Genomic DNA, 24606 nt, shown 5'->3' with positions numbered 1-24606 from the left:
CCTTCCACAATCCGGCGAACTGGCTTTTAATAAGTACAGAGAAGCAAATAGAGGAGAGAGACAGATGAAAGGAATACTATTCGCATTTTTGGCCGGAGCCTGCATTACACTTCAGGGGGTAGCCAATGCCAGAATCAGTCAGGATATCGGCACATGGCAGGCGGCCACCATTACCCAGCTTACCGGATTCATTATGGCGTTAGCGATAGCGCTGGTGGTACGGGACGGCAAAAAGCACGGCTTCCGTAAGGTACATCCGTTATACATCAGCGGCGGCGGTCTGGCCGCCTTCGTGATTTTCAGTGAGGTAACGGCCATTCAGAACATCGGGGTTACGCTGACGATCTCGGCGCTGCTGATTGCCCAGCTCTGTCTGACCTTTATCATTGATATCAGGGGCTGGTTCGGAGTCGTCCGGCAGAAGATGAAGCTTCCGCAGTTTATCGGCATCGGGATGATGATTCTCGGGGTAGTTGTACTGAAGTTCTAAACGAGGGGGCAAGAGATATGTTAACAGGGTTAGTACTTGCACTGATCGCGGGGGCGCTGGTCAGTTTACAGAATATTTTCAACGCCAAGGTTAATGAGCACACAGGCTCCTGGTCAACAACTACACTGGTGCTGGGTATGGGCTTCGCAGCCTCCCTCCTCATGGGGCTGATTATGGAAGGGAAGAATATGTTCACGCTGCAGCACATGCAGCCCTGGTACTGGTTAAGCGGAATGATCGGCGTGGGGGTCGTGATCTGCCTGGTCCAAGCCACCAGAATCCTTGGCGCCACCTATGCCATCTCGATTGTACTTACTGCCCAGCTCGGCTTCGCCTTGCTCTGGGATTCACTGGGCTGGCTGGGCCTGGCAAAGGTTCCGTTCTCGTTCAACCAGCTGATCGGCGTGCTTATTATCGTAGGCGGGATATTGGTGTTCAAGCTGGGTGGAGCGCGTGAGCCCCAAGCTCAAGACGGCCACTCTGGAGCAGAGCATACGAAGCATGCAGTGGAATTGAAGTAGGCATGCTGGAGATCAATAATGAATGATTCCAGAAACAAACAAGAAGCGCATGTTCGTGACTAACACGGGCATGCGCTTCTATTGTATGCAGATAATGGCAGCTTCGGTTAACGGGAGTCCTGTATCGTAGCAGTGCTGTTATTAGCGCTAAGAGCTGTCAACGGATCAAACGGAGGACCTGTAATCGTTCCAACGAGCAGTGCGATATCCACAGCATTCACCGGACTGCCCCAGGCGTTGCCTGAATACACCATAACGGCCCGGTCATTTACGAAGCCGCGTGTATTGTAAACAATGTTATTAATGACCTCACCCGTTGCATTCTGATTGAAATAGGCTGGCTGGCGCAAGGAATAAAAAACATTGTTCCGCATGATCAAATTGGTCATGTTGTTGGCAGCTGAAACTAACCCCCGGTTTACCACCCAGCCGGAGGAAGGTCCGGCCTGCGGGGGACCATAGATCACATTATTGATGATGGTATGATTGGTTCCTGCCACTTGAATGAACTCAACAGCATATGGGTTATCACTCGTTATGGTCAGGCCATCGATCGTCACTCCGCTGCCGGTAACAGTAAAGACGATGACCGCTGCCTGAAGAATAATCAGGCTATTTGGAAATCCTTTTATGGTTACACCTGCTTTACTAATTCCGATATTAGCCGTTATTGGATACGTCCCGCCCATAATATATACCGTTCCATTGGGGGATACGGCAGTTACTCCCTGTTGAATGGTACCAAAGGGGCTCGCTTGTGTCCCGTTTCCCCCAACGGCTCCTGCCTGGACGTATACCTGAAAAGGATCTGGCAGTACTGTTCCCGTAGCCCCTGTGGTTCCAGTAGCACCCGTAGCACCCGTAGTCCCAGTAGCACCCGTAGCCCCTGTAGCCCCCGTAACACCAGTAGCACCCGTGGCCCCTGTAGCCCCCGTAACCCCCGTAGCCCCTGTAGCCCCCGTAGCCCCTGTAGCCTCAGTAACTCCAGTCCCCGTAGCTCCAGTCGCTCCAGTCGGTCCAGTGGCACCCGTCGCTCCAGTCGCACTGCCAGAGGGACCAGTTTCTCCTGTAGCCCCAGTCAACCCTGTCACTCCTGTCGCTCCCGTAACCCCCGTAGTCCCAGTCACTCCTGTAGCCCCCGTGGCCCCCGTAGCCCCAGTCACTCCCGTAACGCCTGTAGCCCCGGTCAATCCGGTAGCACCTGTCACCCCCGTAGCTCCAGTCACCCCGGTAACCCCAGTCGCTCCAGTCGCCCCAGGTATGCCAGTTCCACTTCCTACCATTTCTGAAGTTACTAAACGATGAGCTGTAACAAGCGCACCGGTACTACTTTTGCCCCATGATGAAGCTGCGAAGTTCGCGGAACTTACACCTGTGAAGGTGACCACAAAGTCAAAGCTGAAATTCGCATAATAATTATTGGTGGCTACTGCATTTGGTGCAAGCGAAATAGATTCGCTGACATACAATGTTCGGCTTCCATTCAGCATATATCCTTGAATCGTTACTGAGGCAAAATTGGAAGGATCTCTATTTTCGAGCTTAACGGTTAATGATAGGGTGGGTCTTGTCCCACTTACTGGATTGTTTTCAATGGGACCAGTGGATAGAACTGCCATTGTCTTTCCTCCTAATAATCTGATAATTGTGTAAAGCACTCAAATCCCGGTTGTTTAATATATTCAAGGAAAGGTGAAAGGTTCATAGATGCCATAAAATAGACAAATAGATGAGACTAGGATATTAGAAGCCTTTGTTTGATACAGGAGTGCTAATATTCGATCTATTTTCAATAGTAGCTGAATGTCGCACTAAAAAAGCAGACTGATGATCAGTCTGCTTTCATTGCTAGAGCTAGTGTCCGTCAAGCCTGCGCCTGCCCAAGAGAAGCCGCTGTGCTGCAGCGAATTGCACTTTTCCATTCTGAATACGCGGTCCAAGCCCGCCCGTTATCCAGCAGAGGCTTACAGGTATAGACGCCTTCCTCAATAGAATTCACACGCCCGGCGGCATGCAGTCTCGCAGCGGCGTTCAGCAGCGTCTGGTTGTAGTAGGCCATGTGCCCGCCGCCTTGCAGGACCTCCTCTGCTATACGGAGCTGCCGCAGAGCCGTCCACTCCTGCTCCTCAGGCAGTGTCACCTCCAGGCCAAGCGAGTCGGGGTCGATGATATCCAGCTCCGCCGCACCGTCCTGAATCCGGTATACGCGGTTCGGCCGGTCAATGTACAGATCCTCCGAGCCTTCCACGCCCTGCACCACCAGCCCGCGCTGATAGCCGAGCTTCACTATGAGCCGGGAGATTCGGTCGAATACCGTATTATGGAATATCCCGAATACAATAAACGGTGAACAGGAATAGTCGATCAGCTTCTCAGCCGTATTGAAAATCGTCCGCATCCCAATGTCCTCACGTAGTCCGCGAAGCTCCCCCAGCGGCGGGCACCACTGCTCCGACTTCACGAACAGAACCCCGCTGGCTTCGGCGGCATGAACCGTGTCGCTGCGGCGTAGTCCGGCTACATCCACTCCGCTGGCCTGGATAATATCCTGTAGCGTAATGCCCCATTTGGGCGGCAAGCCCGCTGAACCATGCAGGGTAACCGGCAGACCTGCGGCTGACAGCAGAAAGGCCGTGGGGAAGGTAGCGATGAAGGAATGCACTCTCCCGTCATACGGACCGGCGCAGTCGATTCCCTGGTGAACAGGCTCACGGAAGGCGTATTTACGGCAGACTGCCACAAAAGCCTCCAGCTCCTCCAGGCTCTCCAGCTTCATTCGCTCTGCGATCAGGAACGCGCCGATCTGGACCGGTGAAGCAGCCCGGGTGAGTATGGCTTCCGCCGCATATTCGGCTTCTCCGTAGCTTAAATCCTTCGCACCGCGTTTGCCGCGGGCAACTTCCTTGAGAATATTAATCATAGGGTGTTCTCCTTAAGTTTGATTCTGCAGCATCTGGTAGACCTTGACGATGGAGGTAGCTACATCGACGATCCGTTTGCGTTCATTCATCGCCTGCTTGCGCAGCAGGTCATAGGCTTCCGATTCGCTGATATTCTTGGCCTTGGACAGAATGCCTTTGGCCATATCGATCCATTTGCGTTCTTCGATCCGGGAGAGCAGCTGCTCCCGTTCCTTCAGCCATTGCTTGCGCTCGAAGCATTGCCTGGCACTGAAATGAAGCGTCCAGTGAATCTCCGGCGGCTTCATGGCAGGGGACAGAATGCCGTCCACCATAATATCGTCGCCGCAGGCAGAGACGGAGAGGTTAGCGGTATGCGGGGTACACCACCAGATTACCGGCGCAACCTTATGCCGCACCAGCAGGGATCTCCAGTGGCTGATATCCGTCACCGGAAGATTGAGGATGAAGGCGTCGGCGTCGCCGATGAACGGAGCGGCCTGCTCCGGTGATGCTGCGGTTCCTACTACATAGCCGCAAGAGCTTAGGATGTGGTCTGGGCCTCCAGAGGAGCGCGCTTCTGCGGGATTCTCTGTTCCGGCAGGTTCAATAACCAGCAGGGAATGCATGGGGGACGACGCTCCTTTTGCCTAAGAATAGAGACATCTTGTATGATTGCTGACAATCCAATTACAGGATAGATTATGTTATATTATATAACACTAATTCAGTGTTATTGTCGATAAATTAAATTAATTAAATTTTATATGTCATAATTATTGACGTATCGTAGACGGCTGTAGTATAGTCGTTTTAACAAATTCAACAATTCACGAATACAACGATGTATTCGGCTGAAGCGGCAATGGCGCCTGCTCTCACTTATATCGCTTACGGGAAATGTATCTTTTCCGGGCGGGGTGAAGCGGGCTATTTCTGTTGTGCACCTGGAGAGGAGAGAGATACAGATGACAGTGAAGCGTAAAAAACTGATATTAGTCGGCAATGGGATGGCGGGGGTCAGAGCCATTGAGCATCTGCTCAAATTGGCGCCGGAGGCGTACGAGATTACGATTGTTGGCACAGAGCCTTATCCCAACTATAACCGCATCATGCTGTCTTCTGTTCTGGCAGGCGGGGCAAGTCTGGATGAAATCGTAATTAATGATCTCGAATGGTACCGCAGCTTCAATATTACCTTGTATACGGGACACACAGTAACTTCTATTGATACCGCTGCACGTACAGTCTATACGGATAAAGGAGTTACCGCCGCGTATGACGAGCTGATTCTGGCGACCGGCTCCAATCCCTTCATGCTGCCGATCCCCGGAACGGAGAAGGAGGGCGTCATTGCCTTCCGTGACATCAAGGATACGGAGATCATGCAGGACGTTTCGCAAAAATACAGCAAAGCGCTTGTCATCGGCGGCGGTCTGCTCGGATTGGAGGCGGCTAGAGGGCTGCTGCATCTGGGGATGGACGTCTCGGTGGTTCACATCCACGAATATATTATGGAGCGTCAATTAGACGAGGCCGCATCCCGGATGCTGCGGGGAGAGCTGGAGGCTCAGGGCATGAAGTTCCTGCTAAAGAAGCAGTCGGAAGCCATTCTCGGCAAAAAGAGAGTCAAAGGCCTGCTGTTTGCAGACGGCGAGATGGCGGAGGCCGATCTGATCGTGATGGCGGTCGGCATCAAGCCGAATGTGGAACTGGCCCGCAGCAGCGGGATTGAGGTGAACCGGGGCATCGTGGTGAACGATTATATGGAGACCAGCCTGCCCGGCATTTACGCCGTCGGGGAATGTGCAGAGCATCGCGGCATTGCCTACGGCCTGGTAGCCCCGCTGTATGAGCAAGGCGCTGTGTTGGCCAAAAGACTGGCAGGCGCTCCCACGGAGGGATACACCGGTTCGGTGACTTCGACGAAGCTGAAGGTGTCCGGCGTCGATGTTTTCTCGGCAGGACAGTATAACGAGCAGCCCGGAACGAAAGCGCTCCGCTTCCAAGATGAGACGGAAGGAATCTACAAGAAGCTGGTCATCCAGGAGGATAAGCTGATCGGTGCCGTGCTGTTCGGCGATACGAATGACGGCGCGCAGCTCTTCTCGATGATCAAGAAGGGCGAGAATATTAAGGGACGCGAGAAAGAACTGTTGCTCGGCATTCCGGCTGATGCGCTGGCTGCGCCCAAGGGCAACCGGCTGGAAGGGATGCCTGATGACGAGATCATCTGCGGCTGCAACGGAGTAACGAAGGGAACCATTGCCGAAGCGATTACCGCCGGCGGCTGCACCAGTGTCGGCCAGATCAAAGCCTGCACCAAAGCCTCCGCCTCCTGCGGCGGCTGCAAGCCATTGGTAGAGGGACTGCTCCAGCTCTATGCCGGAGAGGCTGCCGTTACAGTCAAGGAGGGAATCTGCGGCTGTACGACGCTCGGGCGGGATGAGATTGTCGCTGAGATTAAGCGGATGAAGCTGACTACGGTGAAGGAAGTCATGCATGTATTGTCCTGGAGCAACGAGGAAGGCTGCCCGAAATGCCGCCCTTCACTGAACTATTACCTGGGCATGCTCTGGCCGGAGGAATACGTGGATGAGAATGAATCCAGATATACGAATGAGCGCTACCATGCCAATATCCAGAAGGACGGAACTTATTCTGTGGTGCCGAGAATCTATGGCGGGGTCACTTCTCCGGCGGAGCTGATCAAGATCGCGGAGGTCGCGGTGAAATACGATGTGCCGCTGGTCAAATTCACCGGAGGGCAGCGACTGGATCTGCTGGGCGTGAAGAAGGAGGATCTGCCGAAGATGTGGGAGGAGCTGGATATGCCTTCCGGGCATGCCTACGGCAAGACGCTGCGCACCGTGAAGACCTGTGTAGGCTCCACCTTCTGCCGCTTTGGGACCCAGGATGCGCTGGGGATGGGCATTCGGCTGGAGAAGGCTTTTGAACGGCTGAATGCGCCGGGGAAGGTGAAGCTGGCTGTATCCGGCTGTCCGCGCAACTGTGCGGAAGCGACAATCAAGGACTTCGGGGTGGTGGCGATTGACGGCGGCTGGGAGCTGCATGTCGGCGGCAACGGCGGCGTTCATGTTCGGGCAACCGATCTGCTCTGCGTGGTGAAGACCGATAATGAGGTGCTGGAATGGGCAAGCGCGTTCCTGCAGTATTACCGCGAGCAAGCCGGATGGAATGAACGGACCGCACAGTGGATCGAGCGCGTGGGCCTGGACAGCATCAAGCAGGCGCTGGAATCACCGGAGGAACGGGCGGCGCTGGTGGAGAGAATTCAGAAGACGCTCAGCCTGACTACCGATCCATGGAAGCAGATTGTGAATACCCCGGAGCTGCGCAAAAATTTCGAACCGATCTCTTTGCCAGAGACGGTATAAGGAGGCCCCCAGGATGACAATGACAAAACTGCTGATCGGCAACCTGAATGATGTGGATCTGAAAGGATCACGAACAATACGGATAGATGACCTGGAGATTGCCTTGTTCCGGCTAAGCAACGGAGAGGTTCTGGCGGTGGAGAACCGTTGTCCGCACAAGGGCGGCCTGCTCTCGGAGGGCATGGTCTGCGGCTCCAAGGTGCACTGCCCGCTCCATGACTGGCGGATAGAGCTGCATACAGGTGTGGTGCAGGCCCCCGATACGGGGCATGTGACCACCTATGAGGTGGAGGTCGATCACGCCACAGGCAGCTTGTACTTAACGATCTAATTCTTTCATACATGTACACGTATAAGGGGGATTCATAATGGACTATGTCAAACCAGGCGAAGTGCTGGGCTCCATGATTGAAGCGGGAAAAACCAAAGCAGAACTGGGCATCATGCAGCTCATTGTCCGTGGCAGTCTCAGCGGTGCCATTCTGGCATGCGCCACCACACTGGCCTTCACTGCAGCGGCACAGACCAAGATCCCTATGGTGGGCGCGATTCTTTTTCCGGTAGGCTTCGTGATGATTATTATCCTCGGGCTGGAGCTGGTTACCGGCAGCTTCGCCTTGATCCCGCTGGCCGTGCTGGAGAAGCAGACTACGCTCAGACGCATGCTGGGGAACTACTTCTGGGTCATTCTCGGGCATTTGATCGGGTGTGCCGTCTATGCCGCATTATACGGGCTGACGATTACGAGGATGGGCACCGATCTGTCGAACCCCATGGTGCAGACGCTGATTACGGCAAGTGAAGGGAAGACGACGGCTTATCAGAGCCTGGGGGCAGAGGGGCTCGCGCTGGCCTTCATCAAGGCGATGCTCTGCAATTGGATGGTTACGCTGGGTGTAGTGATGGCGATGACCTCGAAATCCACCTCCGGCAAAATCCTCGCCATGTGGCTCCCCATCCTGACCTTCTTCGGACAGGGCTTCGAGCACACGGTTGTCAATTTCTTCGTCATTCCGGCGGGGATGATGCTTGGAGCGAATGTGACGATGGCGGACTGGTGGGTCTGGAACGGCATTCCGGTGCTGCTCGGCAACTTCGCGGGCGGTCTGCTATTCACGGGCCTGCTATTCTACTTATCGCAAAAAGGCAGCAGGTCGCAAAAAGGCAGCAAACCCGGAGCAACTGCGGCAGCAGAGCTTCCGGGACGCGGAGAGGCGGGGCTCGCGGGCACACCTGCCCTGGAGAAAAGCGTATGAAGCAGGGCAGCATATCTATTGTAGGCGCAGGTCCGGGTGATCCCGAGCTGATTACATTGAAGGCGCTGCGGCGCATTCAATGTGCCGATGTGATTCTGTACGACCGGCTGGTGAATGAGGAGCTTCTGGACTATGCCCGAGGCGATGCCGTGCGCATCTACTGCGGCAAAGCGCCGGGTCTGCATTCGATGCCGCAGGAGACGACAGAGCGGCTGATGATCCGCCATGCCGCAGCTGGAAGTCATGTAGTCCGGCTGAAGGGCGGCGACCCGTTCGTGTTCGGCAGGGGCGGGGAAGAAGCGTTGTCCGCAGCTGCAGCCGGTATTCCCTATGAGGTGATTCCGGGAATCACCTCGGCGGTGGGCGCAGCCGCTTCTGCCGGCATTCCACTGACTCACCGCTGTGTGGCGGCCTCCTTCGCCATCGTGACTGGCAGCCGCTGCCAGACCCAAGATTCGCCGCTGCGTTGGGATGCGCTGGCCCATGGTGTGGATACGCTTGTGATTTATATGGGCGTAAGCAAGCTGGGGGAGATCTGCAAGGAACTGCTGATACACGGCAAGGATCCGCAGACCCCGGTTGCATTAATTGAGAACGGAACAACGGTGCGCGAACGGATCGTGACCGGCACGCTTGGCAATATCGACAAGGTCGCCGCCGCGATGAAGATCAGCAATCCGGCCATGATCATAATCGGCGAGGTAGTCCAGGTCAGAACGGAGCTGCTGAATCTGGAAGAAGCTGTACGCTCGCAGATCGGGTGAAGCAGAATAGGGCAGGCGTTGACATCTCCGGGCGGTAGGCCAGGTTATGGCAGCGCCTGTTTCTGTGTTATATTCAAGGGGAAGTATTCATCGCTGATGTGTCATGTGCGCTGAAAGTTATATTTTCACATTCACAGTGACTGCTGTCACACGGGTCTGCGCAGATTAGAGACTATACTTGTCGCCTACAGATACAGCATAACGGACAGGTTGTCCTGAAGGGAGAAATTACAGATGCAGATTGAACTTAATGCAATGACCCGCGAACGGCTGGAGCAGAGTCTGGCCGGGAAGCCCGGGCAATTCAAAATGTTCTACGATACGGAGGACTGCGGCTGTAATGGCATACTGGTCATCCGGGTAGTCAGCGAGCCTTCGCCAACGGATATTGTGTTTCAGACCGAGCCGTTCACCTTCCTGTGTGACCGCCAGCAGGAATTGCTGTTCGATGACGTGATGCGCCTCGAAGCAGAGGCCGGGTATCCGGCCTACAAACTAACGAGTGATTCCACCTTGTTCGGGAGCAATATCAGGGTGCAGGATGCACGGAGCTAAAGCAATAAATGTAGTTTAAGAAAAGAGGCCATCTTCCCGTAGCATGCGGGGGATGGCCTTTGCTAATAAGCCGTCCATCCGCCGTCTGCGGTAATGACTGCCCCATTCACAAAGCCTGCTTCTTCTGAAGCCAGGAACAGAGCGAGCTGTGCAATTTCTGCGGGCTGGCCCATCCGTGGATTAAGCGCCACGCCCGGCTGTGTACGTTCCATGCCAAAAGGATTGATATGGGTCATGGTTGAACCAATATTGGTCTCCACACCGCCCGGCGCAATCGCATTGCAGCGGATTCCCTTGGCAGCATACATGAATCCGGTATTCTTGGTAAAGCCGATAACTGCATGCTTCGAGGCTGTATAAGCCGCACCGGCACGGGCACCGAACAGACCGCCTACCGAGGCAACGTTAATGATAACACCCTGTTGTTTTTCCAGGAAAATAGGCAGTACCTTGCGCGTAGCACGCATCACCGAAGTTGTATTAACGGCGAGAACCCGCTCCCAGCTCTCATCCTCAATATCACCCGCCGGTTCAAAGTTATCCATGATCCCCGCATTATTTACCAGAATATCTATCGTGCCATAGGTGTTGACTGTACTGTCGATCAGATTCTGGATGTCAGACTCGTCTGCAACATTTGCTTGTACCGCTATGGCTTCCCCGCCGCCGGATTTAATATCACCAGCTACCGTCTCGGCAGCTTCCAGATTAATATCCGCCACTACGACCTTGGCCCCTTCCTTCGCATACAGGAGGGCAATCGCCTTCCCCATCCCGGACGCGGCCCCGGTAATTACTGCTACTTTGTTGTGAAGCCTCATATATGTATATGTACCTCCGTGTATAGTTATCTTTCTCTGGTCTAGTATCTTTTGCTCCATAGTGTTTTATGCGCCCGGTTGACGCTATCCTTCGCGAAGGCTTAACATATGGGCTATACAACAGGGAAGAGGATGGAGCCTATGATTACGGCCGGACTAGATATCGGAACCACATCCATCTCCGGGCTGCTCTATGATCTGGAGATACGCACGATTCTGTATAGTATTACGGAAGCACAAGCGAGCCTGCCTTTCAGCCTGAATCAGGAATGGGAGCGGCTGCAGGACCCGGAATTGATTGTAAAGCAGGTGGAACATATACTTGACCGTCTGCTGGCGCAGCAGCCGGAAGTAGCAGGAATTGGCCTAACCGGGCAGATGCATGGAATTGTCTATTTGGATACAAATGGGAGAGCAATAGGTCCGCTGTATACCTGGCAGGATGGACGGGCGGGACAGCTCACCGGAGGGATGGGCAGTCCTACCTATGCGCAGCAGCTCAGTAATATTACCGGGTACACTGTAGCTCCCGGCTATGGACTCGCCACCCATTACTATAATGTGTCCGGGCAGCTTGTCCCTGAGCATGCAGTCGGCTTCTGCACGATTGCGGACTATATTGCGATGAGGCTGGCGAACAGTGATGTGCCGCGGATCGATGCAACGCAGGCAACGGGGATCGGGGGCTTCAGTCTGGGGACAGGGGATTTCGATAGAACTGCGATTAGTCTCGCCGGGATCGACCCTTCGTTTTTGCCGCAGGTCGTCCCCTCCGGGACGGCAATCGGTAGCACATCACAAGGCATTCCCGTATACAGCTCGCTTGGGGATAATCAAGCCAGCTTCCTGGGCAGTGTGCCGCAGCCCGGAGAATCTCTACTGCTGAACATTGGCACAGGGAGCCAGCTCTCGGCCTGGTTGCCTGACTGCGCCAAAGCTCCTTCTGCAATGGAGGTACGACCGTTCCCTGGTGGCGGGGTGCTGATCGTTGGCGCAGCCCTGAGCGGCGGCAAGTCTTATGCCCTGCTGGAGGGATTCTTCCGGCAGCTGATCACCTCATACACCGGAGAAGCGCCGACAGATGTCTATTCCCTGATGTCCAGGCTGCTCAATGAAGAGGTGCCGGGAAGCGGCATCACAGGGCTTACGGTGAACACACAGTTCCTGGGGACAAGGACAGACCCGGAGAAGCGCGGCAGTGTGGAGGGGATCACGCTGGAGAATTTTACTCCCGGCGGGCTAGCCCATGGTTTTCTGCAAGGGATGGTAGATGAACTGCACGGCTTCCTGGCAGATCTGGAACAGCAGGGCGCGGGCACATTCAGCCGTCTTATAGGCTCAGGCAATGCGCTGCGGGCGAATCCGGTGTTGTGCGCCAAGGCCGAAGCGGCCTTCGGGCTACCGCTTGAGCTTGGTGAACATGCTGAGGAAGCGGCGGTGGGAGCGGCGCTCTGTGCCGCTGTCGGCGGCGGGGAGATTGCAAGCTTCAGAGAAGCTGGTGCTTATCTTAGAGCAGAGCCTAGCTGAGTTAACGGGAAGGGGGCTGTCTCAAAAGTGATTTTCTCTGAGGCGGCGATAGCCCTTTGCAGAAATCTCCCGAAACCCCGGTTGTTCTTCAGTTCTCGCTTAAACAGCAGAGCGGGCAGAACGATTGTGTACAAGCGAAGCGTTCGCCTTTGAGTCCGGATTTTCACCGCTAAGGGGGGTGAAAAAAAATCTGGACACAACAGCGATGGGAACAACGTTCTGTTTGCGGAGCGTCCACCCAAGTGCTAACGTAGATTCTTCCCATTCTCCCCACCTTCCCTGACACCGTCTGTCAGGGGAGTTTTACTATAATAGGCTATATCAAATAGTGATGGGAGAGTTGCAATTATGCACAACAGACAAGCTTATCTATATGTATTCAATACGATTTCAGACTGGGAATACGGGTATTTAGCCGCAGAACTGAACACAGGCCGATTTCTTTTTCCAGCTAATGGGCTCGTTAGAACAGGGATGAACAAGGAATATTGTAACATCTATCATTGACAAAAAATATTTTTTATGCTATAATTCACATATTAATAGTTTGTGTATATAATAAGGTTCTCCTGGCCAGGGGAATCTTATTTTTGCATGGAGGAATCACGAATGAAGCAGAACAAGTCCAGCATGACTGCCTTAGTGGCCGCTTTTGGCCGTGCGTATCACAGTCAATTTGACAGTCCAAAGATCTTCAATGATGATGTGGCGCCGAAGCTGATATCACCGCAGGAATTCGCGGATATCCGCAGGAATATGGTCCAGGGGATTGCTTTTTTCAATCCCGAGATCGCGGAGAGGTACCCGGATGATCCTGAAGCCATCTTGAGATGGATTGTCCAGGTTCAGTTATCCCCCACACCGCTGGCACGTGCTGCCTACTGTGAGGCTATTGTGCTGCATGAGCTGAGTCTCGGGCTGAAGCAGTATGTAATTCTTGGCGCGGGGCTGGACAGCTTTGCCTACCGTTATCCTATGCTTATGGAGCGGCTCACGATTTTTGAAGTTGATGCTCCTGCTACCCAGGCATCCAAGCAGCAGAGGCTTAAGGACGCACAGCTTGAGGTTCCGGGCAATCTTCATCTCGTCCCCATGGACTTCACGGGCGAATTCACGTATTCCAGTCTGCTTAATCGGGGATTCGATCCCGAAGCTAAGACCTTGTTCAGCCTGCTGGGGGTATCCTACTACCTTACCAAGGAGGAGAATGCCCGCCTGATTAAGGAGCTGCTCGCAAAAGTTCCCTCAGGTAGCTCTATCGTTCTGGATTATGCAGATGAGTATTTAATGGAGGAGCAGGGCGTGTCCGGCCGGGTGGCCAAAATGGTGCAAATGGCTGCTGCCAGCGGCGAGCCCATGCAATCCTGGTTGAGCTATTCGGAGATAGAGGAGCTGCTGGCCGGGGCCGGGCTGCTGGTCTACGAGCACCTGTCTCCGGTTGAGATCAACGAGAGGTTTTTCAGCGGCCGGAGTGATGCGCTAAGTGCTTTTGAGACGATCCATTATGTTCATGCGGTTAAGCGGTAGCTTCCTCTCCATAAATAAAAGCCTCCACCGCCGCTACAGCGACATTCCGGTCAGGATGGGAATTGTCGATCTGCGCCACCTGAGCAGACGGGAGCGGCCAGGCTACGGTGCGGGGACCTAGAGAAGCGCTAAAGTTCTCCCAATGGGCGAACTTCCAGGTGTCGAGCGCGGAATGCCTGCCTTCAAGCCGTTCACGGAACATGGCTGCATCCGCAAGTCCTACCAGGACTACCTTGACCTCGACTTCCTCCAGTGTGCGCCCGATGCGCGCCAGTTCGCGGCCGATCCACTCCGGATCGGCCGCTTCTTTGGTAAAGGGACCCACCACGTAGATATCGCTGGACAGACCGATATTATCCAGCGCTGCATCCATAGTAATGCGATAGCCGAGGTCGCGGCATAGTCTTTTATACTCATCGGAATCCCTGTCGTCAGGATCAAGCCCATGCATAGTCATGATCGCGGTTGCTGCCGGACGCAGCAGAATGTCCATATCGAACACTGCCGCCGGACGCCGGGCTGCAACAGCCTTGGCTAGTGTGGTTTTGCCCGCCCCTCCGGGCCCGAGGAAAAATACCAGCTTGTTCATCTGTCTCACTCCTTATCCTGCTTGCAAATCCCAGTATAGCAGGCGAATCATTCAGGGGGAAGGAGCCAAACCGGAGAGGGTGGCCTAGCTATTGCGAGTGAATGACAGCAATCAGCAGCAAATGATATGATAGGTTCACTATACATCGAAGCAGGAAACGAAACAGATAGAGGTTAAGAGGAGGACAACGATATGATTACCATCCGTCCCATTGAGCGCAGGGATAATACAGCCATTGAGGGGATTATCCGGGAATGCCTGATTGAATTCGGCGGCAACCGCGAAGGCTTGGCTTGGGCAGATGATAGCCTGCAAGACTTATATACCTATTATAATAGCGCGGCAAACCGGGCTTACTGGATTATTGAAGTGGACGGGCAGGTGCTGGGCGGCTGCGGGATTGCGGCATTTGACGAAGCGCAGCAGATCTGTGAATTGCAGAAAATGTACCTGTCCGCAGCCATCCGCGGCCAAGGCGTTGCAGCAAAGCTGCTGGATACGGCGCTTGCCTTCGCTAAGCAGTATTACCGCAAGTGTTACCTGGAGACGCTGCTGACGATGCAGGCCGCTGGCCGTTTCTATGTCAAGCACGGATTCGGCCAGATGGATGGCCCGCTCGCCGGTTCCGAGCATTATGCGTGTGATGCTTGGTATATTCGAGAGTTATATATCTGATTGCTGTGGAAATATGGACACTATGAAGAATTCACTTCGGAATCCATTCTGGAGAAGGAAGCAGGGATCATAGTGTCTTCCACGAAGCTAGTATTTAACGAAGATGAAGTCAGGCGCCTGCAGTCGAAGATTGGCCAGGTGAGTCAGGACACCAACCGGTTATATCTTCAATTGAAGGGCCAGTCCAGTAGCTGGGGCGGCATTCCCATGGGCGACCATCTGGTCAGGGCCCAGGTCCTGATTAATGAATTAACCGTAGAAGCGGAGAAATTAGAGGATATCATCCGGGTGGCCCTAAGAGGCGTATCGGAGCTGCAGGAAGAGAATAAGCGGCAGGCGGACAAGCTGACAGGCAAATTTAATCTGTTGCTCGCGGCTTTCGGCAGCTTGGGGCTGCAACCAGCCGCCGGACGGGTCTCCATCCCCGAATTTGTGCAGCGAAGTGCGACGAATCTCATCACTTCGATTGCCGCTCTATCGGGAAAAGATGAACTCAGCAGGGACCCGGTAGTGCAGCAGCTCAGGAATGTCATTCAGACCTCCGGCCTCTTGACCGTAGAAAGTATCGCTGCACAAAGTAAGCTGAACGATATCTTCGCGGCGCGGAATGAGATCGCCAAGGCACAGATGGCCTTCAAAGTGTATCAGGCGTTCGGAAATCAGGTACAGATGGAGGCTGTCCACGCTCAGGCCGAAGAGGCCCGGCAGAAGCTGGCTTCTCTAGGCGTAGCCAAGATCTACTATGAAGCCGGTAAGGATCTGAGCGCCTATTATAAGCAACCGGCGATCACCGCCTGTGAGTATGATCCGTCGATTACGGCGGGCAAGGTTCCGTTACTACATAACGAAGAATATTTACTGCTCCTGCGGCTGGCGATGGAGAAAACCGCCGCCGGAGCATATGCGCGGAGCCAGCTTGTGGCGAAGCGGCAGGAAATTCAGATCGCAGCGGCTCTTAAGGAGGTTCAAGAGCAGATCGAAGCAGAGCGGCGGTTGAACGGGCCGCCGCTCATGCTGCCGGACGGCACGCCAATTACCGCAGACAACAAGGAAAATGAGACCACCTGGGACTTTTATCAGGCCAAAGTCTATGTGCCGAATGAATATCTCACCCCCATGTACACCAGTTATCTGGGGTGGCTGGATAACACGTACGGCCTCACGAAATGGGAGAGCAAGGTACGTCAGTCGGGAGATGTAGTGCTGGCTTTTACCGAAGGATTGGTGAAAGAGGTCGTCATGGGCGTGGCGGATACGGCAACCTTTGCCTTCAAGCTAGTTGTGGACCCGGTTAAAACCACCACAGAAATGAAGCAGCAGGCGCAATATCTGATTGACCATCCCGAAGTGCTGGTGAAAGCGGCGAAGATGGCGTATCATCAGTTTGACGAGGGCACCCCGGAAGAGAAGGCGAAGATGCTGGGTGCGGTCGCTTCGATTCTGGTTCCTGGACTCCAGGTCACCAAAGCAGGCAAAGCGGGGAAAGTCCTAGGCGAGGTAGAAGACGCCGTCAGCCAAGCGGCGAAGGATGCCCTGCAAGGGATTAAGCAAAAGCTCCCGGATCTGGGACGTGCAGTGCAAACGCCGGAAGGATTTGTTTTCAAGATAGGAGAGATCCCCGATACGCCAGCCTTGCCGAAGACGCCGGTGCAGCAGCGGTTTATGGATGGGTTGGAGGGGAAGGGGAACTTTGACCTGACAGAACCTACACGTTCTCCGGGAGGAAAACCTAAGGGCAAATATGAAAAGCCTGACCCTAACGAACCGAATCCAATTACTTTCCAGAATCAAGCGGCAGATTTATTAGCAAACAAAGGCTATGAGATTGAAATGTTGCCCAACACAAAGGGGGGAAATGGGTATGGAATTAAACAAACCTCTAACCCTGACTTCCTTATTAATGGTAATGCTTTTGATTGTTATTCTCCAGAGACGCTTAAGGTTAGGAATATTTGGGCGACCGTAGAAAAAAAGACCGAAGAGCAAGCGAGTCGAATTGTTATGAATTTAGACGGATATAAGGGTTCGTTGGATGAACTTTATGAACAGTTCAAGAATTATGAAATTCCTACATTGGATGAATTAATTATTATTAAGGATGGACAGATAACGAGATTAAAACCTTAGAAAAGGAGAGAAAATCATGTTTTGTAATTTTTATTTCGGAGGGTTTTCTAATTTCAGTGAATTAAAGAATTCAATAACAAGACTGTTTCAAGATGTTGATATAATAGAAACTGATGATACTCTCACAGTTTCTAGCGATGGCTTTACACTTTCCATCAAGGAGGGTGGGCATGGCACAATGTTTGCAAGTGAGGATTATGATATTACATTAAAATTTAGTTGCTATATTGATATTTTAGTTTCCCATACGAATTGGGCATATGATCTAATGGTCTTCATTGGGAAATTCCTTAACCAAATGGATGGAGACTGCATTCTTGAATTAAATGATAAGTCAATACTATTGCGAAAGAATAATGTAATAACTGTCGATGATAAGAAGTTGAACGGAACGGTTCACTTTCCTTTTTTTGCGATGGGCTTGAGTTATCAGATTGGAGATATAGCTTAGGAAGTGTACTTGAATCTGCGATGTAATATCCGTATAAAGATGCATGCAATCCCTATAAATTAAGCAGGTCACTAATGGTTAGATACCACCATAAGTGACCTGTTTTTGTTGTCTTAATTCTAGTCCATCCTGCTCAATGATCAGTTTCATAGAATCACCTATCTTTTCCGTAGAAATAGCTCTTAAAGAGTGCTCTGCATTAAACCTATAATGAGTGTGTATTGCAGCGAGGGGAGGGCGGGAAAGGGATCTCAATAGTTGTAATCGCTATCATTAGAGGGCTGTGAATATCACTGTGTGTCGTTCCACATCAGATTAAGGAGGAATAGAATGCGCAACAAGTCTGTTACATGGTCGCTTGTAATTACGCTGCTCATCTCAACGCTATTCATGGCGGCTGGACCGCTTACCCGTTCGTCGGCAGCGGGCGGACCGAATCTGGTACTTAACAAAACCATTACCGCCAGCGGGCAATCCCAGAATTATACGCCGGATAACGTTAAGGACAGTAACCAGAATACGTATTGGGAGAGCGCAAATGATGCTTTTCCCCAGTGGATTCAGGTCGATCTGGGTACGCTCATCAGTATAGACCAGCTTGTGCTGAAGCTTCCGGCGAGCTGGGAGACCCGGACGCAGACGCTGGCTGTTCAGGGAAGTATGAACGGCTCTGCCTTCACGGATATCGTTGCTTCGGCCGCATATGTCTTCAACCCTGCGGTAGCGAACAACAGTGTCACGGTGAACTTCAATGCTGCCAGCACACGTTATGTCCGTCTGCTGTTCAGTGCGAATACGGCATGGCCTGCGGGCCAGTTGTCCGAGCTTGAAATCTACGGTACCAGCACCCCAACCTCTGCCCCTACAGCCAGCCCTACTGCATCACCGGTTCCAGCGGGCACCTATGAAGCAGAGGCTGCTGCATTATCCGGCGGAGCGCAAGTGAACACGGACCATGCCGGATACTCCGGCACAGGCTTTGTTGACAACTATCTGGCCCAAGGTCCGGCTACCACTTTCTCGGTCAATGTACCTGCGGCGGGTACACGGAACGTTACACTGAAGTATGCCAATGCAAGCGGAAGCGACAAAACGATCAGTATCTACGTGAACGGAGTTAAGCAGCGCCAGACCACCTTGCCTAACCTGGCGAACTGGGACACCTGGAGTACGAAGGCTGAAGCACTCCCGCTGAATGCTGGCAGTAACAGCATTGCTTACAAATACGATGCAGGGGATACGGGCAATGTCAATTTGGATCTAATTACGGTAGCGGCTGCAATCATCGCCACGCCCGCACCTTCACCTACAGCAGCTCCAACAACTGCCCCTACACCAACGCCGGTAGCTACCCCGGCCCCTACAGCTACGGTGGCACCAACTTCCGCACCAACACCAGCACCGACAGCAACACCGGTGCCTACACCAACGGTGTCCCCTGGAGGGAACATCGCCATTGGTAAGGCGATCAGTGCATCCTCCAACACACAGAATTTCCTTGCCGGTAATGCCAACGACAACAACACAGCTACTTACTGGGAAGGCAGCGGGAATCCAAGCGCCCTTACGCTTGACCTTGGAGCCAATCATTCGATCACTTCGATTGTGCTGAAGCTGAATCCGGCGACCGAGTGGGGAACACGAACCCAGAATATACAAGTCCTGGGGCACAATCAGAATACAACCACCTTCAGTAGCCTCGTTTCAGCTCAGACCTATACCTTCAATCCGGCTTCGGGCAACACGGTGACAATTCCCGTGACGGCAACCGTTAAGCGGCTTCAGCTTGCTATCGCCGCCAATTCCGGTGCACCAGCCGGACAAATTGCTGAATTCCAGGTATTCGGCACACCGGCAGCGAACCCGGATCTGACGATCACCGGCATGAGCTGGACTCCTGCTTCTCCGGTGGAGACAGGCAGTGTAACTCTGAATGCAACGGTAAAAAACATTGGCAATGCCGCAGCGGCAGCCACCACTGTCAATTTCTACTTGAACAACGAGCTGGCGGGTTCGGCACCCGTTGCGGCTTTGGCTGCAGGGGCTTCAGCTACAGTCTCCTTGAATGCTGGAACGCTAACAGCCGGAACTTATCCGCTTAGTGCCAAGGTAGATGAAGCGGGCCAGATTATTGAGCAGAACGAAAGCAACAACAGCTATACGAATTCTTCGCTGCTGGTAATTGCTCCAGTCTCCAGCTCCGACCTTGTCGGGACGACTTCCTGGTCACCGGGGACACCGGCTGCGGGAAACAATGTGTCTTTCACAGTTAATGTCAAGAATCAGGGCAATGTTGCCTCCGCAGGCGGCGCCCATGGCATCACAGTAGCCCTGAAGAACGCCGCAGGCTCGACAGTGCAGACCTTCACGGGCTCATACAGCGGCGTGATTACTGCCGGGTCTTCTGTCAATGTGTCGCTTCCCGGCACATGGAGTGCAGTGAACGGCAATTACACCGTCACTACGACCATTGCAGCAGATGCTAATGAGGAAACAACGAAGCAGGCCAACAACGTGAACACTGTGAATCTGGTTGTATATGCTTTGCGCGGCGCAAGTGTTCCGTACAGCCGATATGATACACAGGATGCGACCCGCGGAGGAGCTGCGGTGGTGAAGTCCGCTCCCAATTTCGATCAGACGCTGATTGCCTCCGAAGCTTCTGGACAGAGTTATGTGGCCTTACCGTCTAACGGTGCATATGCACAGTGGACAGTGAGAGCGGGGCAAGGCGGTGCCGGAGTCACCATGAGATTCACGATGCCGGATTCGGCAGACGGAATGGGTCTTACCGGTGCGCTTGACGTATATGTGAATGGAACCAAGGCCAAGACCATTCCGCTCACCTCCTATTATGCCTGGCAATACTTTTCTGGAGATCAGCCGGGTGATGCGCCAAGTGCTGGACGTCCGCTATTCCGGTTCGATGAAGTTCACTGGAAGATGGACACCCCTCTGCAGCCCGGAGACACCATCCGTATCCAGAAGAACAACGGAGACAGCCTTGAATACGGGGTGGATTTCCTGGAGATTGAACCTGTACCGGCAGCCATCGCCCGTCCGGCCAACTCGGTATCGGTCACCGATTACGGCGCAGTGGCAGGAGACGGGCAGGATGATCTGGCCGCCTTCAACAGTGCGGTTACAGCCGCCGTCTCCAGCGGGAAATCACTCTACATTCCAGCTGGAACTTTTAATCTGAGCAGCATGTGGGTCATTGGCTCGGTCAGCAACATGATCAACAACATTACAATTACAGGCGCAGGCTATTGGCACACCAATCTGCAATTTACGAATCCCAATGCGGCTGGCGGGGGCATCTCCTTCCGCGTCCAGGGCAAGCTGGATTTCAGCAATTTGTATATGAACTCGAATCTGCGGTCCCGCTACAACCAGAATGCCATCTACAAAGGCCTGATGGATAACTTCGGCAACAATTCGGTCATCCATGACGTATGGATTGAGCATTTTGAATGCGGTATGTGGGTGGGGGATTATGCGCGGACACCGGCGATTTTTGCGAACAATCTGCTTGTAGAGAACAGCCGCATCCGCAACAATCTGGCAGACGGCATCAACTTCTCCCAGGGGACCAGCAATTCTACTGTCCGCAATACCAATGTGCGCAATAACGGGGACGACGGACTGGCTGTCTGGCCGAGCAATACGTTCGGGGCGCCGGATGGGGTGAATAACACCTTTTCGTATAATACAATTGAGAATAACTGGCGTGCCGGCGCTATCGGCATCTTCGGGGGCAGCGGTCACAAGGCGGATCATAACTACATTATCGACACGGTGGGCGGCTCCGGTATCCGGCTGAATACGACCTTCCCGGGGGCGCATTTCAACAGCAATACGGGGATGATTTTCTCGGATACGACGATTATTAACAGCGGCACCAGCCGTGACTTGTATGACGGGGAACGCGGCGCAATTGATCTCGAAGCTTCAAGTGACCCGATCAAGAACGTTACCTTCACCAACATCGACATCATCAACACCCAGCGCGATGCGATCCAATTCGGATACGGCGGGGGCTTCTCAGGTATCGTATTTAACAACATTAACATTAACGGCACCGGTCTCGATGGAGTAACCACTTCACGATTCTCCGGTGCCCATAAGGGAGCGGCAATCTACACGTATACTGGCAACGGCTCGGCGACCTTCAACAACCTGACGACCAGCAATATTGCGTATCCAAGCTTGTATTTTATTCAGAGCGGGTTTGGGCTGTTGATCCAGTAGCCAAGAGATTGACAGGGGAGGGGCCTAAGTGGCTCCTCTTTTTGTGTAATCTTTTCATAGTAATTTCATATTTGCTTTCGATCTTTTGCGACAGCATTACAGCATCTCTGCATGTTATTCTATTCATTAAGTACATAATGACTTTACAAAGGGGAAACGTTGATGAAAAGGTTGCTTTATATCATTTTGGCAGTAGGTTTAATGATGAGTGTAACGCTCACGGGAGGGGCAGGTACTTCATCTGCTGCACAAGCTAATAAGGTATTGCGTATCGGTCTGGGAAGTCTTCCTGATCAGCTTGATCCGGCAGCAGCTGCGGATGACAGCACAGTGACGGTTCTCAAAGGGTTATTTGAAGGACTGGTCCGGTTGAATGCGTCTGGTCAGGCCGTTCCGGCAATAGCAAAATCATGGACCCTCTCCAAGGATGGCAGAACGTATACCTTTGCGCTTCGCGGGGATGCGAAATGGAGCAACGGGCAGCAGGTGCTGGCCTCGGACTTCGAGTATGCGTGGAAGCGGGCGCTGGCTCCGGAAGCCAAGAATGTCTACGCTTTTAATATGTACATGATTAATAATGCGCAGAACTACAACGAGGGACTTCTGAAGGATACCTCCAAAATCGGCGTAAAGGCGTTGAATAACACCACACTCCAGGTCACATTAAAGGAGAAAACCTCCTATTTCATCCAACTGCTCGCAGAGAGTATCTATTTTCCGGTGTACGCTAAGACTGCGAAGGCTGACAACCAATGGGCAACAGACCTTAAGTCTATGGTAACCAATGGTCCCTTCAAGCTCAAGACATGGAAGAGTAATGAGATTTCTATAGTTAAAAATCCTGCTTATTATGCGGCCCAAGAAATTAAGCTGCCGGAGGTACGTCTGCTGCTGCCTGAGAATCCGACAGTCGCTTATATGAACAAGGAGGTTGACTGGGTTGGAGGCGGAGGGGTGGAATCAGTGGATTATACATCCTTAGATAGCGCATCTTACCGCGACCTGCATGAAGGGCCGTATGCTTCCACCTATTTTTATCAATTCAATCTGACTAAGCCGCCGTTTGACAATCTGAAGATCCGCCAGGCATTGGCGATGGCGATTGAACGTGAAGCCTTGCGTTACGGCAATCCGGCGTTTGGATTTGTGCCGCCAAGTATTCATGGGACCCAGTTGAATTTCCGCACAGAGATGTCGGACAAGATGTACTTTCATGAGGATGTGGCGGCGGCCAAGCAATTACTGAAGGAAGGCATGAGAGAAGCGGGACTCACCAAGTTCCCCAGCTTCACTATTATCGTGAATGAATATATCAATCATGACGTTATAGCAAGTAAAGTGATCAAGGACTGGCAAAAGAACTTAGGCATTGAAGCGAGTGTAGAAATCCAAAGCTTCGAGGAACTGCTGGATAATCGTATACATCAGAACTATGCTATAGCAAGAGCGGGATGGAGCGCTGATTTCAATGATCCGGCCTCGATGCTGGAGCTGTTCAGTTCACAGAATGTCTCCAATGATACAGGGTGGAGCAATACAGCGTATGACCGTTATATGCAGCAAGCCCGGCAGGCGGCCGACCCCGGCACGCGTATGCAGATCTATGCCACGGCCGAACAGCTGCTCATGGATCATATGGCAGTTATTCCGCTGTTTTACACTGTGACTGATTATTTGAGTCATCCTAATATCAAAAATGTATATGTTGACTATGACGGGTCCATAGCTTTCACAAGAGGCTCGTGGCGGTGAAAAGCGTTTAGAATACAAGGATCAGGAGGCCATGAGCAGATTGCTGCTTGTGGCTTCTTTCTTTTGGCCCGGAAGCTCTTCACCAATCGTTCAAAATCAAGCCGTGTCCGTACAGACAACAGCGCATATCTATGTTAATATACGTTATGAATGAATATAAAATTATTCATTCATAATCTGGGCAGGTATCAAGAGAACCACTATTTTGTATTCTATTCTGGAGGGACAATCATGAAGAAGGTCATCGCAATCATCGGCAATCAGCAGAAGAACAATACGTACAGAGCGGTCCGTGAGTTTGAAGCACAGCTCCGAACTTACGGAGAGATTGAGTTTGAGTACATTTTCCTCAAGGACTATAGGCTGGAGTTCTGCCGGGGCTGCAAAACCTGTTTCAGTAAGGGCGAAGAATATTGTCCGCTCAAAGATGACCGGGATGTGCTGATCGAGAAGCTGGAGAGCGCGGACGGTGTGATTATGGCGACTCCCAATTACGCCTTCCATGTCTCGGCATCGATGAAGAATCTGCTGGACCGGCTGGCGTATGTGTTCCATCGGCCGCAGTTCTTCGGCAAGACGTATACGTCGGTCGTCAATCAGGGGATTCACGGCGGGAATGCGATTGTCAAATATCTTAGCAGCATGGGAGAGAATCTGGGTTTCCAGGTTACCAAAGGGTGTGTGCTTAGTACGATGGAGCCAGTTACCCCGGCAGCCGCGCAGAAGAATGCAGTGAGAATCCGCAAGTCTGCGGCCCGCTTCTACAAAGGACTGATGCGTCCGGCACCGCCGGCTCCCACATTGTTCCGCTTGCTGATGTTCCGGCTGTCCCGGACCAGTATTCAGCATATGCTGGATGAGCGGTCGAAGGATTACCGGCATTACCAGGCTAACGGCTGGTTTGAAGCGGCGTATTATTATCCGGTCTCTCTGGGTCCTGTCAAAAGTTTGGCCGGACATCTGTTTGACAGAATCGGTAAAAGAATGGCTAAACGCGCTTAA

20 protein-coding genes and 1 pseudogene are annotated in these 24606 nt (G+C 52.8%); 16 read left to right on the top strand and 5 right to left on the bottom strand.

Annotated elements, in window-relative coordinates:
• The first annotated feature begins 64 nt into the window (after window positions 1–64).
• The gene (locus tag MKY64_RS11600; protein ID WP_036728608.1) at window positions 65–490 is read left to right on the top strand and encodes a DMT family transporter; all 426 of its coding nucleotides are present in this window, start codon (window positions 65–67) and stop codon (window positions 488–490) included.
• 17 nt (window positions 491–507) lie between these two features.
• Entirely contained in the window at window positions 508–1011 is a 504-nt protein-coding gene (locus tag MKY64_RS11595; RefSeq protein WP_340953143.1) for a DMT family transporter, read from the top strand.
• Window positions 1012–1118: 107 nt separating this feature from the next.
• Here MKY64_RS11595 and MKY64_RS11590 read toward each other — a convergent pair whose 3' ends face one another.
• The 3 genes from MKY64_RS11590 to MKY64_RS11580 all read right to left on the bottom strand — a co-directional run bounded on the left by MKY64_RS11590 (window position 1119) and on the right by MKY64_RS11580 (window position 4540).
• A complete protein-coding gene (locus MKY64_RS11590) occupies window positions 1119–2630 on the bottom strand; it encodes a collagen-like triple helix repeat-containing protein (RefSeq protein WP_340953142.1) in 1512 nt (503 codons plus the stop codon).
• 245 nt (window positions 2631–2875) lie between these two features.
• Complete coding sequence (locus tag MKY64_RS11585) at window positions 2876–3931, bottom strand: anthranilate phosphoribosyltransferase (RefSeq protein WP_340953141.1); 1056 nt, start codon at window positions 3929–3931, stop codon at window positions 2876–2878.
• Between the two features lie 12 nt (window positions 3932–3943).
• Window positions 3944–4540: an ANTAR domain-containing response regulator gene (locus MKY64_RS11580; protein WP_340953139.1), complete on the bottom strand. Its 597-nt coding sequence runs from the start codon at window positions 4538–4540 to the stop codon at window positions 3944–3946.
• Window positions 4541–4879: 339 nt separating this feature from the next.
• Between MKY64_RS11580 and nirB the strand changes: the two genes are divergently transcribed.
• The 5 genes from nirB (at window position 4880) to MKY64_RS11555 (ending at window position 9884) form a co-directional block, all read left to right on the top strand.
• Entirely contained in the window at window positions 4880–7309 is a 2430-nt protein-coding gene (gene nirB, locus MKY64_RS11575) for a nitrite reductase large subunit NirB (protein ID WP_340953137.1), read from the top strand.
• Window positions 7310–7328: 19 nt separating this feature from the next.
• Window positions 7329–7640 carry a nitrite reductase small subunit NirD gene (nirD, locus tag MKY64_RS11570; RefSeq protein WP_340958063.1) on the top strand — a complete coding sequence of 104 codons (312 nt, stop codon included), beginning with the start codon at window positions 7329–7331 and terminating at the stop codon, window positions 7638–7640.
• Between the two features lie 37 nt (window positions 7641–7677).
• Window positions 7678–8565: a formate/nitrite transporter family protein gene (locus MKY64_RS11565; protein WP_340953134.1), complete on the top strand. Its 888-nt coding sequence runs from the start codon at window positions 7678–7680 to the stop codon at window positions 8563–8565.
• Window positions 8562–9329: a uroporphyrinogen-III C-methyltransferase gene (cobA, locus tag MKY64_RS11560; RefSeq protein WP_340953131.1), complete on the top strand. Its 768-nt coding sequence runs from the start codon at window positions 8562–8564 to the stop codon at window positions 9327–9329. Before MKY64_RS11565 ends, cobA begins: the two co-directional genes overlap by 4 nt.
• A 234-nt stretch (window positions 9330–9563) precedes the next feature.
• Window positions 9564–9884, top strand: coding sequence for an iron-sulfur cluster biosynthesis family protein (locus MKY64_RS11555; protein WP_339314124.1), 321 nt, complete (start codon window positions 9564–9566; stop codon window positions 9882–9884).
• 62 nt (window positions 9885–9946) lie between these two features.
• Here MKY64_RS11555 and MKY64_RS11550 read toward each other — a convergent pair whose 3' ends face one another.
• A complete protein-coding gene (locus MKY64_RS11550) occupies window positions 9947–10705 on the bottom strand; it encodes an SDR family oxidoreductase (protein ID WP_340953128.1) in 759 nt (252 codons plus the stop codon).
• Window positions 10706–10813: 108 nt separating this feature from the next.
• Here MKY64_RS11550 and MKY64_RS11545 point away from each other — a divergent pair, with 108 nt between their 5' ends.
• The 3 genes and pseudogenes from MKY64_RS11545 to MKY64_RS11535 all read left to right on the top strand — a co-directional run bounded on the left by MKY64_RS11545 (window position 10814) and on the right by MKY64_RS11535 (window position 13759).
• Window positions 10814–12232, top strand: coding sequence for a sedoheptulokinase (locus tag MKY64_RS11545; RefSeq protein ID WP_340953125.1), 1419 nt, complete (start codon window positions 10814–10816; stop codon window positions 12230–12232).
• Window positions 12233–12580: 348 nt separating this feature from the next.
• Window positions 12581–12718, top strand: a pseudogene (locus tag MKY64_RS11540) (glutamine amidotransferase); the annotation flags it as partial.
• 123 nt (window positions 12719–12841) lie between these two features.
• Window positions 12842–13759 (top strand): class I SAM-dependent methyltransferase, encoded by a 918-nt coding sequence (locus MKY64_RS11535; protein ID WP_340953123.1) that lies wholly within the window; start codon window positions 12842–12844, stop codon window positions 13757–13759.
• Here the strand turns inward: MKY64_RS11535 and MKY64_RS11530 are convergent.
• Complete coding sequence (locus MKY64_RS11530; RefSeq protein ID WP_340953121.1) at window positions 13749–14348, bottom strand: hypothetical protein; 600 nt, start codon at window positions 14346–14348, stop codon at window positions 13749–13751. The two genes, MKY64_RS11535 and MKY64_RS11530, sit on opposite strands and share 11 nt — an antisense overlap.
• Window positions 14349–14540: 192 nt before the next feature.
• On the opposite strand from MKY64_RS11530, the gene MKY64_RS11525 reads away from it, so the two are divergent.
• The 6 genes from MKY64_RS11525 (at window position 14541) to MKY64_RS11500 (ending at window position 24606) form a co-directional block, all read left to right on the top strand.
• The gene (locus MKY64_RS11525; protein ID WP_340953119.1) at window positions 14541–15023 is read left to right on the top strand and encodes a GNAT family N-acetyltransferase; all 483 of its coding nucleotides are present in this window, start codon (window positions 14541–14543) and stop codon (window positions 15021–15023) included.
• Window positions 15024–17150, top strand: a complete 2127-nt coding sequence (locus MKY64_RS11520) for a CdiA C-terminal domain-containing protein (protein ID WP_340953116.1) — start codon at window positions 15024–15026, stop codon at window positions 17148–17150.
• Between the two features lie 16 nt (window positions 17151–17166).
• The gene (locus tag MKY64_RS11515; protein WP_340953113.1) at window positions 17167–17601 is read left to right on the top strand and encodes a hypothetical protein; all 435 of its coding nucleotides are present in this window, start codon (window positions 17167–17169) and stop codon (window positions 17599–17601) included.
• Between the two features lie 330 nt (window positions 17602–17931).
• Window positions 17932–21852, top strand: coding sequence for a galactose-binding domain-containing protein (locus MKY64_RS11510; RefSeq protein WP_340953111.1), 3921 nt, complete (start codon window positions 17932–17934; stop codon window positions 21850–21852).
• A gap of 162 nt (window positions 21853–22014) precedes the next feature.
• The gene (locus MKY64_RS11505) at window positions 22015–23604 is read left to right on the top strand and encodes a peptide ABC transporter substrate-binding protein (protein ID WP_340953107.1); all 1590 of its coding nucleotides are present in this window, start codon (window positions 22015–22017) and stop codon (window positions 23602–23604) included.
• Window positions 23605–23835: 231 nt separating this feature from the next.
• Window positions 23836–24606, top strand: coding sequence for a flavodoxin family protein (locus tag MKY64_RS11500; protein ID WP_340953104.1), 771 nt, complete (start codon window positions 23836–23838; stop codon window positions 24604–24606).

Source organism: Paenibacillus sp. FSL R7-0210 (genome assembly GCF_038009085.1).
In the GTDB taxonomy this organism is placed as follows: domain Bacteria; phylum Bacillota; class Bacilli; order Paenibacillales; family Paenibacillaceae; genus Paenibacillus_AQ; species Paenibacillus_AQ silagei.
The sequence above is the reverse complement of the archived record's forward strand: the minus strand, read 5'-3'. Positions and strand labels throughout refer to the sequence as shown.